This is a genomic window from Halomonas sabkhae (assembly GCF_030409265.1).
Lineage (GTDB): Bacteria > Pseudomonadota > Gammaproteobacteria > Pseudomonadales > Halomonadaceae > Halomonas > Halomonas halmophila.
Window position 1 is genome coordinate 282,492 of record NZ_JAUFPM010000008.1, and the last position, 14,478, is coordinate 296,969.

The 14,478-nt window shown below is 64.5% G+C and carries 11 protein-coding genes; 7 read left to right on the forward strand and 4 right to left on the reverse strand.

Annotated elements, in window-relative coordinates; all coding sequences use genetic code 11:
- Positions 1 to 267 precede the first annotated feature (267 nt).
- On the reverse strand, positions 268 to 1,575 hold the full coding sequence (hmgA, locus tag QWY79_RS07235) for a homogentisate 1,2-dioxygenase (protein ID WP_290271335.1): 1,308 nt from the start codon (positions 1,573 to 1,575) through the stop codon (positions 268 to 270).
- A 161-nt stretch (positions 1,576 to 1,736) separates the two neighbouring features.
- On the opposite strand from hmgA, the gene QWY79_RS07240 reads away from it, so the two are divergent.
- Positions 1,737 to 2,192, forward strand: coding sequence for a MarR family winged helix-turn-helix transcriptional regulator (locus QWY79_RS07240; RefSeq protein ID WP_290271337.1), 456 nt, complete (start codon positions 1,737 to 1,739; stop codon positions 2,190 to 2,192).
- A 15-nt stretch (positions 2,193 to 2,207) separates the two neighbouring features.
- Here the strand turns inward: QWY79_RS07240 and QWY79_RS07245 are convergent, their stop codons facing one another.
- On the reverse strand, positions 2,208 to 3,044 hold the full coding sequence (locus QWY79_RS07245) for an IclR family transcriptional regulator (RefSeq protein ID WP_290271339.1): 837 nt from the start codon (positions 3,042 to 3,044) through the stop codon (positions 2,208 to 2,210).
- Positions 3,045 to 3,224: 180 nt separating this feature from the next.
- On the opposite strand from QWY79_RS07245, the gene QWY79_RS07250 reads away from it, so the two are divergent.
- From QWY79_RS07250 to QWY79_RS07260, 3 genes are all read left to right on the forward strand, one after another.
- A complete protein-coding gene (locus QWY79_RS07250; protein WP_290271341.1) occupies positions 3,225 to 4,604 on the forward strand; it encodes a sigma-54-dependent transcriptional regulator in 1,380 nt (459 codons plus the stop codon).
- 1 nt (position 4,605) lies between these two features.
- On the forward strand, positions 4,606 to 6,612 hold the full coding sequence (locus QWY79_RS07255; protein ID WP_290271343.1) for a sensor histidine kinase: 2,007 nt from the start codon (positions 4,606 to 4,608) through the stop codon (positions 6,610 to 6,612).
- A gap of 240 nt (positions 6,613 to 6,852) precedes the next feature.
- Entirely contained in the window at positions 6,853 to 8,589 is a 1,737-nt protein-coding gene (locus QWY79_RS07260) for an OFA family MFS transporter (protein WP_290271345.1), read from the forward strand.
- A gap of 124 nt (positions 8,590 to 8,713) precedes the next feature.
- On the opposite strand, the gene trhO is transcribed toward QWY79_RS07260, so the two are convergent.
- The gene (trhO, locus tag QWY79_RS07265; RefSeq protein ID WP_290271346.1) at positions 8,714 to 9,667 is read right to left on the reverse strand and encodes an oxygen-dependent tRNA uridine(34) hydroxylase TrhO; all 954 of its coding nucleotides are present in this window, start codon (positions 9,665 to 9,667) and stop codon (positions 8,714 to 8,716) included.
- Positions 9,668 to 9,830: 163 nt separating this feature from the next.
- A complete protein-coding gene (gene serA / locus QWY79_RS07270; protein WP_290271347.1) occupies positions 9,831 to 11,078 on the reverse strand; it encodes a phosphoglycerate dehydrogenase in 1,248 nt (415 codons plus the stop codon).
- A 262-nt stretch (positions 11,079 to 11,340) separates the two neighbouring features.
- On the opposite strand from serA, the gene QWY79_RS07275 reads away from it, so the two are divergent.
- From QWY79_RS07275 to dxs, 3 genes are read left to right on the forward strand one after another with little or no spacing between them, the layout of a single operon-like run.
- The gene (locus QWY79_RS07275) at positions 11,341 to 11,625 is read left to right on the forward strand and encodes an exodeoxyribonuclease VII small subunit (protein WP_141319511.1); all 285 of its coding nucleotides are present in this window, start codon (positions 11,341 to 11,343) and stop codon (positions 11,623 to 11,625) included.
- Positions 11,609 to 12,490 (forward strand): farnesyl diphosphate synthase, encoded by an 882-nt coding sequence (locus QWY79_RS07280; RefSeq protein WP_290271349.1) that lies wholly within the window; start codon positions 11,609 to 11,611, stop codon positions 12,488 to 12,490. Before QWY79_RS07275 ends, QWY79_RS07280 begins: the two co-directional genes overlap by 17 nt.
- A gap of 14 nt (positions 12,491 to 12,504) precedes the next feature.
- The gene (gene dxs, locus QWY79_RS07285) at positions 12,505 to 14,424 is read left to right on the forward strand and encodes a 1-deoxy-D-xylulose-5-phosphate synthase (RefSeq protein ID WP_290271350.1); all 1,920 of its coding nucleotides are present in this window, start codon (positions 12,505 to 12,507) and stop codon (positions 14,422 to 14,424) included.
- Positions 14,425 to 14,478: the final 54 nt, after the last annotated feature.

Genomic DNA, 14,478 nt, shown 5'->3' on the forward strand with positions numbered 1-14,478 from the left:
CCCGCTCGGCGGGAAGCACATCCACTGGATGTGCTTCTCCTTCCGCCTCGCCATGGCAAAAGACCTCGCTGCGTCTTGTCCCCGGCGCTCATCACCGCCGTCAGTAGGAGCCTGTCGGACTTAACGCTGATCTGCTACGAAGCCCGGGCTTTCGGCCAATTTCATTCGATCTGATTCGTTAAATAGCGGGCTATTCGCCTCATCAGATCGATAAACTTGTCGCGAAATCCGTGATTCTCGCGACGATCGGTCAAATCCGACAGGCTCCTAGCGCGTCGTCGGGTCGAAGTGGCGGCGCAGCGTCGACCACACATCCACGTAGTCGCGCTGGCGGAAGTCGGCATCCAGCGCGGCTTTGGTGGGGTGGAAGACGTAGCGGCTCTCGAACATGAAGGCCAGGGTATTGCCCAGGTACTGAGGCGTCAGCTCCGCCGTCGAGGCCTTCTCGAAGGTATCGGCATCCGGGCCATGGGGCGACATGCAGTTGTGCAGGCTGGCGCCCCCGGGGCGGAAGCCCTCGGCCTTGGCGTCATAGGCGCCGTGCACCAGCCCCATGAACTCGCTCATCAGGTTGCGGTGGAACCAGGGCGGCCGGAAGCTGTGTTCGGCGACCATCCAGCGTGGCGGAAAGATGACGAAGTCCAGGTTGGCGGTGCCCGGGGTCTCCGAGGGTGAGGTCAGCACCGTGAAGATCGACGGGTCCGGGTGGTCGAAGCTCACCGTGTTGATGGTGTTGAAGCATGCCAGGTCGTACTTGCAGGGCGCGTAGTTGCCGTGCCAGGCCACCACGTCCAGCGGTGAGTGGTCCAGGTGCGTGACCCAGAAGCGACCGGCGAATTTGGCCACCAGCGCGATGTCACCCTCGACCTCCTCATAGGCGGCCACCGGGCTCTGGAAGTCGCGTGGGTTGGCCAGGCCATTGGCGCCGATCGGCCCCAGCTCGGGCAGCTCCAGCGGTTGGCCATGGTTCTCGGCGACATAGCCGCGAGCCGCCTCGCTGCCGTTGGCCAGGCGCACCTGAAACTTGATGCCGCGCGGGATCAGGGCGATCTCGCCCGGTGTGACCTCGAGCTCACCGAGCTCGGTGCGCAGGAGCAGGTCGCCCTGCTGGGGTACGATCAACAGCTCGCCGTCGGCGTCATAGAAGAAACGCTCGGTCATGTCGCGGTTGCAGGCATAGAGGTGCACCGCACAGCCCTGCTGAGCATCGGCATTGCCGTTGACGGCCACCGTCAGCAGGCCATCCAGGAAGTCGGTCGCGGCCTCCGGCAGCGGGACCGGGTCCCAGCGCATCTGGTTGGGGTCGGCGGCGGGCTGGTCGAGCGGCGCGGTGGCCACTCTGGGCATGGCCAACGGCGCATAGGCGCTCTGCACCACCGAGGGGCGAATGCGATACAGCCAGCTGCGCAGGTTGCGATGACGTGGCGCGGTAAAGGCGGAACCGGAGAGCTGTTCGGCATATAGGCCGTAGGGGCAACGCTGGGGCGAGTTCTGGCCGGTGGGCAGCGCGCCGGGCAAGGCCTCGCTGCTGAAATGATTGCGGAAGCCGGGCTGATAGTCGAGGGCTGTTGTCATTGTGATGACCTGTCGGGCTTGGTTTCAAATGAAACTATATAGAGAAGAGTAGCCGTATATGGTTTCATGTGCAACTATTTGGCTGGGCCACATGATCCGCCCGTGCCGATGGCATCATCCGGCGCCTCATCCAAGATTGACACCGTTGCGGGACTTCCCTCATGGCCGAACACAGATCGTCAGTGGACTTCGACCTGGAACACTTTCTGCCCTATCGCCTGGACCGACTGGCGGATCGCGTCAGTGAGGCACTGGCACGCCTGTACGAGCATGAACATGGCTTGAACGTGGCGCAGTGGCGGGTGCTGGCCTGGTTGCACCACCAGCCGCAAATGACCGCCAAGCAGATCCGTGATGCGACGCGCATGGACAAGGCGCGGGTCTCGCGCGCGGTGCAGGCGCTGGAGGGCAGGGGGCTGGTGTGGCGTCGGCCGTCGCCGCATGACCAGCGCTGGCATGATCTACGCCTCAGCGAGGCGGGCCAGCAGCTGATGACCGAGCTGATTCCCCGGGTGCGCGAGCGCGAAGCGCAATTGCTGGCCCCCCTTACAGCGCAGGAGCGTCAGCAGTTGCTGGACATGATGGCGCGCCTGGAGCGGCCGTTGCAGGAAGACTGAGCGCCGGGCCCTGGCTCAGCTCGGTACTTCGTCCGCCGCCGGGACCCGCCCGCCGAGGCGGGCCGTGATGTCGTGAGCGGTTTCACGCACCAGCTCGCCCAGCTCCAGCAGGCGCGGTTCGGGAATGCGCGCCATGGGCCCGGACACCGAAATGGCCGCCAGCGGCGTGCCGTGTTCGTTGTGAATGCAGGCCGCCACGCAATGCAGGCCCACGGCATGTTCTTCGCGATCACAGGCATAACCGCGTTGCCGTACCTCGGCCAGGCTGGCGTAGAGGGCCGCGGTGTCATTCAGCGTGCAGTTGGTGATGCTCGCCAGGCCCTGTTCCTCAAGGATGCGTTCGATCTCGTCCTCCGGCAGCCAGGCCATCAGGGCCTTGCCCACGCCGGAGGCATGCAGGGGCGCGCGGGAGCCCAGGCGGGTGATCATGCGCATCATCTGGGGTGACTCGCACTGGGCCAGGAAGACCGCCGTGCCGCCATCGCGGATGCCCAGGTTGGAGGTCTCGCCGGTCTGCGCGGTCAGGCGGCGCAGGAAGGGCCGGCTGGTGCCGATGAAGTCGCGGGCTTCGAGGAAGCTGTTGCCGATGCGAAAGGTCTTGACGTCGACCTTCCACACGCCCAGTTCGTTGTCCTGGGTCACGTAACCCTGGCTCTGCAGGGCCTGCAACAGCCGGTGAGTGGTCGATGGTGCAAGGCCCGACTCCTCGGCCACCTCCGAGAGGGCCAGCCCGTTGGGGCTGCCGGCCAGCAGTTCGAGCAGGTTCAGCCCGCGCACCAGCGACTGGCTGTGCCCGCCGCTGGTTTTGCCGGTTGCCGGTCGTCCTGCTGATCGTCGCTTGCCTTCGCTCACCTGAATCCCCGTTTGTTCGTCGCCTCGGCTATCGAGCCGCCAGCATACCTTGTCGACCCGGCGCTGTCTTGCCGGCGGAAATGGTTTCCAGACTCATCTTTGGTGGCAGACGTGCCCGCTATGCCTCTAGTTGACGTACCATCGAGTGAGTGTTCGCGTCCTTATTGAGAGTGGGTGGCGATGTCAGAGCAAGATCAAGGGACTGATGAGGGTTCTCGCCCGGATGAACTGACCGGGCTGCTGGCCCGGGCCGCCGTCCTGGTGATCGATGATGAACCCGGGATGCGCAATTTCCTGGTGAAGACGCTGCGCCTGTACTGCCGCGAGGTCGTCGAGGCCGCGGATGTGGATCAGGCCGAGGCGTGCATTCAGCAGACAAGCTTCGATGTCGTGCTCCTCGACAATGTCATGCCCGGACGCAACGGCATCGAGTGGCTGGCCGAACGGCATCGCCAGGGATCCATCGCGGATACGATTGTCGTGACGGCCTATGCGGATCTGGATACGGCCATTGAAGCCATGCGCGCCGGAGCGCGCGACTTCATCCTCAAGCCGGTGCGTTCCAACCAGGTGTTGAATGCCGTGCGTCGCTGTATCGAGCTCGGTCAGCTCAAGCGCGAAAATGCCCTGTTGCGCCATGAATTGCAGAGTACCGATATCTGGCGACGACGTCGTAGTGAACTGGTCGGTGACTCCGAGGAGGTCGAACAAGTACGGCGTACCCTGGGTCGGGTTGCCAACATGCCGACGCCGATCCTGATATGTGGCGAGTCAGGTACCGGCAAGGAAGTGGCGGCACGCCATCTGCATGCTCTATCCGAGAGAGCGGCAAGGCCCTTTGTGGCCGTGAATTGCGCGGCGATTCCGGCCGACATGCTGGAAGTCGAGCTCTTTGGTCACACGCGCCACGCTTTCGCCGGTGCCGAGGAAGGACGTGAGGGACTGCTGGTGTCTGCCCAGGGCGGCACGGTTTTCCTGGATGAGATCGGTGAACTGTCGTCTGCAGCGCAGCTGGCATTGACGCGTGTGCTCGAGGACAGGGCCGTGAGGCCAGTGGGTGGTGAGCTGGAGGTGCCGCTGGATCTGCGTTTCGTGTGCGCGACCTCCAAGGATCTGGCGGGTGAGGTCGCGGCAGGACGCTTTCGAGAAGACCTCTACTTTCGTGTCAATGTCATCGAGATCAGGATGCCGCCCTTGCGGCGGCGTGGCGCGGATACCCTGGCGCTGGCCGAGTTGTTCATGTCCGAGATCGCGCGACATCTGGGCCTGGCCCGTCTGGAGATCGACGCCTCTACGCGGGCGGCCATCCTGCGTCATCGCTGGCCGGGTAATATCCGCGAACTCCTCAATTTCATCGAACGCTCGCTGATCTTCGGTCGTTTTCCACTCGAAACCCTGGCGCCACCGCCCGAGGATGAGATCGAGACGCTCGAGACGGTTGAGCGGCGTCAGATCCTCGACGCGCTGGAAGCGACTCACGGCAACCGTGCCGAAGCTGCCAGACGGCTGGGCGTGTCACGCAAGACCGTGGACCGCAAGTGTTCCGCCTGGGGGATCTGACGTGAGTCGGAGGTTGCCGAACTGGGTTCGGTCGGTGCGCGTGCGCCTGCTCGTCATCGCCCTTCTGCCGATGCTGGTGTTGCTGCCGGTGCTGTTGGGGACGGCGGTATGGCGTTGGTCCGGCAAGGTAGACGACCTGCTGACGGTAAAGGTCAACGGCGACTTGACCATGGCGCATCAGTATATGGCGCGGTTGCGCGAGAACTCGGGGGATCGCATCGAGTCGCTGGGCGCGTCCGTCGCCTTTGCAGAGGGCATGGCGAAGTCGGGAACGGCGTCGGCTTTTCTCGAGCGTCGCCGCCGTGCGCTCGGGTTCGACTTCCTGTACGTGGTCACGCGCAACGGGCGCATCATTCCATCCGATACGCCGGCCTCGCTGGATTTCACGGCCCGTGACTGGCCGGTGGTGCGTGCGGCACTCGATGGCACGACCCGAAGTGCGGTCGATGTCTTCGATCATGAGCAGTTGATGGGGTTGTCGCCATCCCTGGCCGAGCAGGCGAGGGTGCCGGTCGTGCCGACACGTGCGGCGGTGCCCACCTCCCGCAGTGTGGTAGAGAGCGGCATGATGCTGCACGCGGCGGCGCCGGTCAGGCTGCCGGACGGCCAGCGGGCGGCCCTGGTCGGCGGGCAATTGCTGAACCGCAATCTCGACTTCATCGATACCATCAATGACCTGGTGTATCGCGAGCGGAGCCTTCCCGAAGGGAGTCAGGGCACGGCCACGCTATTCCTCGATGATGTCCGGGTGTCGACCAACGTGCGTCTGTTCGAGGGCGAACGTGCCCTGGGAACCCGAGTGTCGGCGGAGGTCCGCTCGCAGGTGCTGGAACGGGGCGAGGTCTGGCTCGATCGTGCCTTCGTGGTCAACGATTGGTATATCTCGGCTTACGAGCCCATCGTCGACAGTCACGGCGAACGGGTTGGCATGCTCTATGTCGGTTTCCTCGAGGCACCGTTTCGTGAGGCTCGAACCACCAGCATCATTCTGATCGCGGTGATCTTCCTGGCGATTACTGCCATCTCGGTGCCGATTTTCCTCGTATGGGCCCAACGCATCTTTCGGCCGCTGGAACACATGAACGATACGATCGCGCGTGTCGAGTCGGGCGATCTGGGGGCGCGGATCGGGCAGCAGGGCGGTCGCGGCGAAATCAACAGAGTCGCTCGACATCTCGATGACCTGCTTGACCAGGTACAGGAACGGGATCGTCGCCTGCGTGACTGGGCGAGCGAACTTAACGACAAGGTCGAAGAGCGCACCCGGGACCTTCAGGACGCCAATCAGCGATTGGAGCGCACCACCGAGCAGTTGGTGATGTCGGAAAAACTCGCTGCGGTCGGCGAGATCACGGCTGGCGTGGCCCACGAGGTCAATAATCCCGTGGCTGTCATCCAGGGGAATCTGGACGTCGCCCGACAGACACTGGGTGCGCGTGCCGACGAAGTCGCCACGGAGTTCGAGCTGATCGATGATCAGGTGCATCGCATTTCGGCGATCATCTCCAAGTTGTTGCAATTCGCGCGTCCCGGCGAATTCTCCGGTTCGGCCAATCAGTTGCTGCCTGCCGAGGTGATCGAGGACTGTCTGGTCCTGACGCGTCACCTTTCCAGCAAGGCAGAGATTCATGTCGAGCGGGATGATCGGAGCACGCGGACGATCATGGTCGAGCGAACCGAGCTTCAGCAGGTCATCATCAACTTGCTGGTGAACGCCATTCACGCCATGCCCGCGGGAGGCACCCTGACCCTGGAAACCGAGGATCGTGACACGGAAAGTGGGGAGGGTGTCGCGATCATCGTCTCGGATACCGGGCGCGGCATGGCACCCGAAGTGCTCAAGCGCATTTTCGACCCCTTCTTCTCCACCAAGCAGGCTCAGGGCACCGGGCTCGGGTTATCGATCAGCCAGACACTCGTGACGCGGGCCGGTGGTTGGGTCGAGGCGCTGAGCGAGGAAGGGAACGGCAGCCGATTTACGGTCTGGCTCCCGGTAGGCCACCCATAAGGTCAATATGTCCCATTTGGTGTGATGATGCGTCATGCCCAGAGACAGCTTGACCACTTCGGCATGCTGTGTGACACATCCTGATGACATATTGTCAATTCATCTATTTGATATTGAAGGATTTTTGTTTGACCCTGGAGAGGCTTGGACCCATTCTTCCGTGGGTGTAGCAGTTTGTCGCATCACGACCTGAACGCGCTCCGAGCGGGGCGTGCTGTCAACACGGGAGACATTACAATAATGAGCAACGCCAACTCGCGCGGCATGTTTTCCTTCCTGATGAAGGAAAACATCGTCGCCAAGCCCGGTTTCAATCGCTGGCTGGTGCCGCTGGCCTCCATCGCTATCCACATGTGCATCGGCTCGGTCTATGCCTGGTCCGTGTTCAATCCAGCTCTGACGCATCAGATCGGCGTAGTAGCACCCTCTGCCGGAGACTGGAATCTATCGTCTGTCGTCTGGATCTTTTCCGTGGCGATTTTTACGCTCGGTCTGGCGGCGGCATTCGGGGGCAAGTGGCTCGAGGAAGTCGGGCCCCGAATGGTCGGTGTGGTGTCAGCCTTTTGTTGGGGCGGTGGTTTTCTTGTCGGCTCTATAGGTATCGTCAGTCACCAGTTGTGGCTGATCTATCTGGGCTATGGTGTCATCGGCGGCTGTGGACTGGGTCTGGCCTATGTCTCGCCCGTCTCGACCCTGATCCGCTGGTTCCCTGACCGTCGGGGCATGGCGACCGGCATGGCGATCATGGGGTTTGGCGGTGGTGCCATGATCGGTGCGCCCTTGATTGGTTATCTGCTGAACACCTTTGCCGAAGCACCGACTTATCTGGGGGCTGCGGACTCGGTGGAACTGATGACCGAGGCGGGTCGTCGCTTCGCCGAGACGGCCAATGGTCAGGTCGAGGTGGTGGTCGCCTCGGCGGCGCAGGCTGCCGAGTTGCCGCACGGCGGTGAAGCGGGTGTTTACGCCGTGGGCACAGGTGATACCGGGGCGGCCGGGACCTTCGTCACCCTCGGCGTCGTCTATTTCGTGATCATGATGCTCGCGTCTTTCAGTTACCGAGTACCACCGGCCGACTGGAAGCCGGAGGGGTGGACACCACCCGACGAGAACGACAGCCAGTCGATGATTACTCGCCACCATGTGCACATCAATCAATCATTGAAGACACCGCAGTTCTGGCAGATGTGGGTCATGCTGTGCTTCAACGTGACGGCGGGTATCGGTGTCATCGGCGTGGCCAAGACCATGATGACCGAGATATTCGGCTCGACGATGCCGGGGATCGTCACGGCGTCCTTCGCATCCGCCTATGTGCTCATGATTTCGGTCTTCAACATGGTCGGACGCTTCTTCTGGGCGTCGACATCGGACTACCTGGGTCGCAAGAACACCTATCACTGCTTCTTTGTGCTCGGGACTCTGCTTTACATGTCGATCCCCTTCCTGGCCTCGGCGGTCAGCAGCAACCCGAATGTCATCTACCTGTCCGGATTCTATGCGGCGACCATGGTGATCTTCACCATGTACGGAGGCGGTTTTGCGACCATTCCGGCTTATCTGGCTGATGTGTTCGGCACCTTGCACGTGGGGGGCATCCATGGCCGTATCCTGACTGCCTGGTCGACGGCCGGCGTGCTTGGCCCATTTGCCATCACGTATCTGCGGGACATGTCGCGTCACAATGCCATCACCGATCTGGCCGCCAAGGTCGAGCCGTCGGCATTTCGCGATGCTTTTGGCGCGCCTCTGGCCCAGCTGGATGCCCTGGTTGAAGCGAATACGGTAACCATCGCGCGGTTGATGGAGATCGCCCCGCCGGGGACTGTGGACCCCACCTCCAGCCTCTATAACACAACCATGTACGCCATGGCCGGGCTGCTGGCGATTGCCTTTTTCGTCAATCTGTTCATGCGACCTGTGGGTGAACAGCATCACGTTGATAATACCCATCCTGAGGCGGCGCCGGCGCAATAGCTGCGCTAGAGGAGCTGACGTAAGCGGGGCCTCACAGGCGTGAGGCCCCAATGTCGTCATGGCCGGCGCCCCTGCTTTCCAGCCACGACAAGGCCTGGTGGACGGGCGCGGGTCGAGGCGTGACCTACTCGCCCTTCATCTGCCTGGGGTCGCGGCCCAGCGGGTGGGGTTCGCCGCGCTGCTTGGCGAGCTCGATCTGTTTCTGGCGTTCGCGGGCGGCGGCGCGGGTCTTGTCCGGCAGGGCGTCGAAGCAGTGCGGGCAGCTGACGCCGGGTTCATAGGTGTCGGCCTGCTGGTCCTCGGCGGAAATCGGCATGCGACAGGCGTGGCACTGGTCGTACTCGCCCTCGCTGAGGTCGTGGCGCACGGTCACCCGGTTGTCGAAGACGAAGCAGTCGCCGTGCCACAGGGAGTCCTGCTCGGGGACCTGCTTCAGGTAGTTGAGGATGCCGCCCTTGAGGTGGTAGACCTCCTCGAAGCCCTGGTTGAGCATGAAGCTGGAGGCTTTCTCGCAGCGGATGCCGCCGGTGCAGAACATGGCCACCTTCTTGTGCTGGCTCGGGTCGTAGTGGGCCTTGACGTACTCCGGGAATTCGCGAAACGACTTGGTCTGCGGGTCGATGGCGCCCTCGAAGGAGCCGATGGCGACCTCGTAGTCGTTGCGGGTATCGATCACCAGGACCTCCGGGTCGGCGATGACGTCGTTCCACTGTTCGGGGTCGACATAGGTGCCGGCCTGAGTATTGGGATCGACATCGGGCACGCCCATGGTCACGATCTCGCGCTTGAGCTTGACCTTGGTGCGGTAGAAGGGGTGATCGTCGCAGAGGGATTCCTTGTGATCGACGTCCGCCAGGCGCGGGTCGCGGGCCAGCCAGGCCAATAGGGCGTCGATGCCCTCGCGGGTGGCCGAAACGGTGCCATTGATGCCCTCGCGGGCCAGCAGCAGGGTGCCTTTCACGTCATGCTCGAGCATGGCCTGGCGCAATGGTTCGCGCAGCGCTTCGTGGTCATCGAGGGTGACGAACTTGTACAGGGCGGCCACGACGATGCGCCCCGGGTCTTGAGGTGTGGACATGCGGATCTCCTGGTTGTCGTCCTCGCAAAGGACGGACCGGGGTTGGTGTGGCGCGTATTCTACCCATCCCGCGCGGTGTTCGCACTTCGGGGCGGCGCAGCCCTGACGCAACGACCCCGGCACGGGGCCGGGGTCGTCGGGAACGGCACAGGAGGCGCCGGGTTCAGTCGAAGCTGGCTTCCGAGTACAGCACGCGCACGCGGCGGGTGTGCGCAACCTTGCTCAAGGCCTCCAGCGCGCGGGGGCCGTACTCCTTGTCCACGTCGACGACCACATAGCCGATGCTGGCATTGGTCTGCAGATACTGGCCGAGGATGTTGATGTCCTCCTCGGAGAGCACGCGGTTGATCTCGGACATCACGCCGGGCACGTTCTCGTGGATGTGCAGCAGGCGGTGCTTGCCGGGGTGCGAGGGCAGTGCCACCTCGGGGAAGTTGACCGAGGTGATGGTGGTGCCGTTGTCGGAGAAGGTGATCAGCTTCTCGGATACCTCGATGCCGATGTTCTCCTGGGCTTCCAGCGTCGAGCCGCCGATGTGCGGCGTCAGGATGACGTTGTTGAGGCCGCGCAGCGGGCTGACGAACTCTTCATTGTTGCCCTTGGGCTCGACCGGGAACACATCGATGGCCGCACCGTGCAGGCGTCCGGCCTGAAGCGCCTCGGCCAGTGCCTCGATGACCACCACGCTGCCGCGCGAGGCATTGATCAGAATGCTGCCCGGCTTCATCAGGTTGATCTGCGCCTCGCCGATCATCCAGCGGGTCGAGGGCACATCCGGCACGTGCAGGCTGACGATGTCGGCCCGGGCCAGCAGCTCCTCGAGGCTGCCGACCTGTCGCGCATTGCCCATGCCGAGCTTGGTCACCACGTCGTAGTAGATGACGTCGAAGCCCAGGGATTCGGCGAGTACCGAGAGCTGGGCGCCGATGCTGCCATAGCCGACGATACCCAGCGTCTTGCCGCGGGCCTCGTGTGCATTGCGGGCGGACTTGAGCCAGCCGCCCTGGTGGGCACTGGCGCTCTTCTCGGGAATGCCGCGCAGCAGCATGATGGACTCGGCCACCACCAGCTCGGCCACCGAGCGAGTGTTCGAGTAGGGCGCATTGAACACCGGAATGCCGCGCACCAGGGCCGCGTCCAGGTCGACCTGGTTGGTGCCGATGCAGAAGCAGCCGACGGCCACGAGCTTCTCCGCGGCGGCGAAGACACGCTCATTGAGCTGGGTACGCGAGCGAATGCCGATGAAATGGACGTCACGGATCCGGTCGATCAGCGTTTCCTCGTCCAGTGAGGTCGGCAGGTGCTCGATGTTGGTGTACCCGGCATTCAGGAAATTGTCCACCGCGCTCTGGTGGACGCCCTCGAGCAGCAGGATCTTGATCTTGCTCTTGTCCAGGGACGTTTTGGCCATGGTCGAATCAACCTCTGTCTTTGGTGCGCGCCGCTTGCGATTGCGTGTCAGGTAGGTGATGCCCGAGGCAGCCGAGGGAGGCCAGGGCCGCAAAAGGCTCGAAACGAGGGGGCACATCCTACCACAAACGCCACCGATGCGGATGAAAAAGCCTCCGTCGCGGGATGAGCGGGCTGCATCCTGCATCGTGGGCGGGGCAGACGACCCCCCGGGGGATGCGTGTATACTGGCGGCCTCAAAGTAAATGGCTGAGAGGGTAGCCATGGCGGGACAGGACAAGCATCAAGAGGACAAGGACGCGACAGCGCCGACGGATTTCGCGGCGACCGTCGAGCGTCTGGAGGCCCTGGTGGAAAGACTGGAGTCCGGCGAGCTGTCGCTGGAGGACTCGTTGACCGCCTTCGAGCAGGGGGTGCGCCTGACCCGGGATGCCCAACGCCAGCTCGATGAAGCCGAGCTCAAGGTGCGCAGCCTCACCGAGGGCGAGAACGGCGGGGTCGACCTCAAGCCCTTCGCCCCACCCGAGGAGGATGGCGGTGGACATTGAACGCTTGATGGCCGATGACCGCAGTCGGGTCGATGCACGGCTGGATGCCCTCTTCATGCGCGCCGAGGCGCCGTCGCCGCGTCTCGACGCCGCCATGCGGCATGGCGTCATGGTCGGCGGCAAGCGCCTGCGGCCGGTGCTGGCGTATGCCGCCGGCCGCGCGCTGGGCGCCAGCGACACGGCGCTGGACGGGCCGGCCATGGCCGTCGAGCTGATACATGCCTATTCCCTGGTGCACGACGACCTGCCGGCCATGGACGACGATGATGTCCGCCGTGGCCAGGCCACGGTACACCGTGCCTATGACGAGGCGACGGCCATTCTGGCGGGCGACGCCCTGCAGACGCTGGCCTTCGAGGTACTGGCCGATACCGCTCATCCGCGCCTGCCGGCGATGGTCACGAGCCTGGCGCGTGCTGCCGGCCGGGATGGCATGGCGGCCGGCCAGGCGCTGGATCTCGATGCCGTGGGTGGCCATCCCGACCTGACGGCGCTGGCTACCATGCATCGCCACAAGACCGGTGCGCTGATCCATGCCGCCGTGCGCCTGGGCGGGCTGGTGGCCGTGGCCGAGGATGACGAGCGCCTGCTGGCGCTGGAGCAATATGCCGCGGCCATCGGGTTGGCCTTCCAGATTCGCGACGATGTGCTCGATGTAACCGGGGACACCGCCGTGCTGGGCAAGGCCTCGGGCGCCGATGCCGCCCGCGAGAAGCCGACCTATCCCACCCTGCTCGGGCTCGAGGGTGCCGATGCCAAGGCCAGCGCCCTGGTTGACGAGGCCGTGACGGCTCTGGCACCGCTGGGCGAGGCAGGTCATGTGCTGGCCAGCCTGGCCCGCTACATGATCGAGCGTGACCACTGAACCACAGGGCCAACATGAAGCTGTTCGATGATATTCCGGTCGAGCGTCCGGCCACGCCGGTGCTCGATACTCTGGAGACCCCGGCCGCCCTGCGCGCCATGAATGACACCCAGTTGACGCAGCTGGCCGATGAGCTGCGTGCCTACCTGCTGTACAGCGTGGGCGTGTCCGGCGGCCACTTCGGCGCCGGCCTGGGGGTCGTGGAGCTGACGGTCGCTCTGCATCATGCCCTGGAGACGCCCCGTGACCGCCTGGTCTGGGACGTCGGGCATCAGGCCTATCCGCACAAGATCCTGACCGGTCGCCGCGAGGCCATGCAGCACATTCGCCAGTTCGGCGGGCTGGCCGCCTTCCCGCGACGCAGCGAATCCGAGTACGACACCTTCGGCGTGGGACACTCCAGCACCTCGGTGTCGGCGGCGCTGGGCATGGCTCTGGCCGCCCGTGCGCGTGGCGAGCAGCGCCGGGTGTGCGCGGTGATCGGCGATGGCGCCCTCTCGGCGGGCATGGCCTTCGAGGCGCTGGCGCATGCCGGCCATGTGGATGCCAACCTGCTGGTGATCCTCAACGACAACGAGATGTCGATCTCCGAGAACGTCGGCGGCATGGCCAGCTATCTGGCCCGCATCATGTCGAGCAAGCCCTATACCAGCATGCGCGAGAACGGCAAGCGGGTACTGTCCCACCTGCCGGGCGCCCTGGAACTGGCGCGGCGCACCGAAGAGCACATGAAGGGCATGGTCAGCCCGGCCACGCTGTTCGAGGAAATGGGCTTCAACTATATCGGCCCGCTGGATGGCCATGACCTGCCGACCCTGGTGCAGACCCTGCGCAACATGCGCGACATGGAAGGCCCGCAGTTCCTGCACGTGAAGACGCGCAAGGGGCGCGGCTTCCTGCCGGCCGAAGCCGACCCCATCGGCTATCACGCCATCACCAAGCTGGAAAAGGCCGATGCCGGCCAGACGCCGCCGCCGCTCAAGCCGGTCGACCCCCTGGCCCCCAAGCCGCGCAAGTACTGCAACGTCTTCGGCGACTGGCTGTGCGACATGGCGGCCGCCGATGAGCGCTTGATCGGCATTACGCCGGCGATGCGCGAGGGCTCGGATCTGGTGCGGTTCTCCCGGGAGTATCCCGAGCGCTACTACGATGTGGCGATCGCCGAGCAGCATGCGGTGACCTTGGCCGCCGGCATTGCCTGCGAGGCGATGAAGCCGGTGGTGGCGATCTACTCCACCTTCCTGCAGCGCGGTTACGACCAGCTGATTCATGACGTGGCGGTGCAGCATCTGGACGTGACCTTTGCCATCGACCGGGCCGGCGTGGTCGGCGAGGACGGCCCCACGCACCACGGCGCGCTGGACCTCAGCTATCTGCGCTGTGTGCCCGGCATGGTGGTGCTGGCGCCGGCGGATGAAGCCGAATGCCGCGCCATGCTCAGTGCCGCCTACCAGCATGCCGGGCCGGCGGCCGTGCGCTATCCGCGTGGTACCGGCCCGGGCGCCGAGGTGCCCGAACACCTCGAAGCGTTGCCCATCGGTCAGGCGGAGTGCCGCCGCCGGGCGGGCGGCGACGGGCCCCGGGTGGCCCTGCTGGCCTTCGGCAGCCTGAATGTGCCGGCCGCCGAGGTCGCCGAGCGGCTCGATGCGAGCCACCTCAACATGCGTTCGGTCAAGCCGCTGGATCGTGAGGCGGTGCTGGCGGCGGCCGACGAGCACGACCTGCTGGTAACGCTGGAAGAGAACGTGGTGGCCGGTGGTGCCGGCAGTGGGGTCGCCGAGCTGCTGGCCGCCGAGGGACGTGCCTCGGTGCTGCTGCAGCTGGGCCTGCCGGATGGCTTCGTCGAACATGGCAAGCCGGCCGAGTTGCTCGCCGAGTGCGGTCTGGATGCCGATGGCATCGAGGCCTCGATCCGACAGCGCCTGGGCGACTGACCCGGCGGCCGGGCGCGCATCGCTCCCCGGCATGCCGGGATGCTATGCTCGTCG

Excerpts from the sequence above, each read along its gene's own strand:
- QWY79_RS07260 (WP_290271345.1), top strand. The coding sequence starts at position 6,853 with ATGAGCAACGCCAACTCGCGCGGCATGTTTTCCTTCCTGATGAAGGAA.
- trhO (WP_290271346.1), bottom strand. The coding sequence starts at position 9,667 with ATGTCCACACCTCAAGACCCGGGGCGCATCGTCGTGGCCGCCCTGTAC.
- QWY79_RS07280 (WP_290271349.1), top strand. The coding sequence starts at position 11,609 with ATGGCGGTGGACATTGAACGCTTGATGGCCGATGACCGCAGTCGGGTC.
- QWY79_RS07240 (WP_290271337.1), top strand. The coding sequence starts at position 1,737 with ATGGCCGAACACAGATCGTCAGTGGACTTCGACCTGGAACACTTTCTG.
- serA (WP_290271347.1), bottom strand. The coding sequence starts at position 11,078 with ATGGCCAAAACGTCCCTGGACAAGAGCAAGATCAAGATCCTGCTGCTC.
- hmgA (WP_290271335.1), bottom strand. The coding sequence starts at position 1,575 with ATGACAACAGCCCTCGACTATCAGCCCGGCTTCCGCAATCATTTCAGC.
- dxs (WP_290271350.1), top strand. The coding sequence starts at position 12,505 with ATGAAGCTGTTCGATGATATTCCGGTCGAGCGTCCGGCCACGCCGGTG.
- QWY79_RS07250 (WP_290271341.1), top strand. The coding sequence starts at position 3,225 with ATGTCAGAGCAAGATCAAGGGACTGATGAGGGTTCTCGCCCGGATGAA.
- QWY79_RS07275 (WP_141319511.1), top strand. The coding sequence starts at position 11,341 with ATGGCGGGACAGGACAAGCATCAAGAGGACAAGGACGCGACAGCGCCG.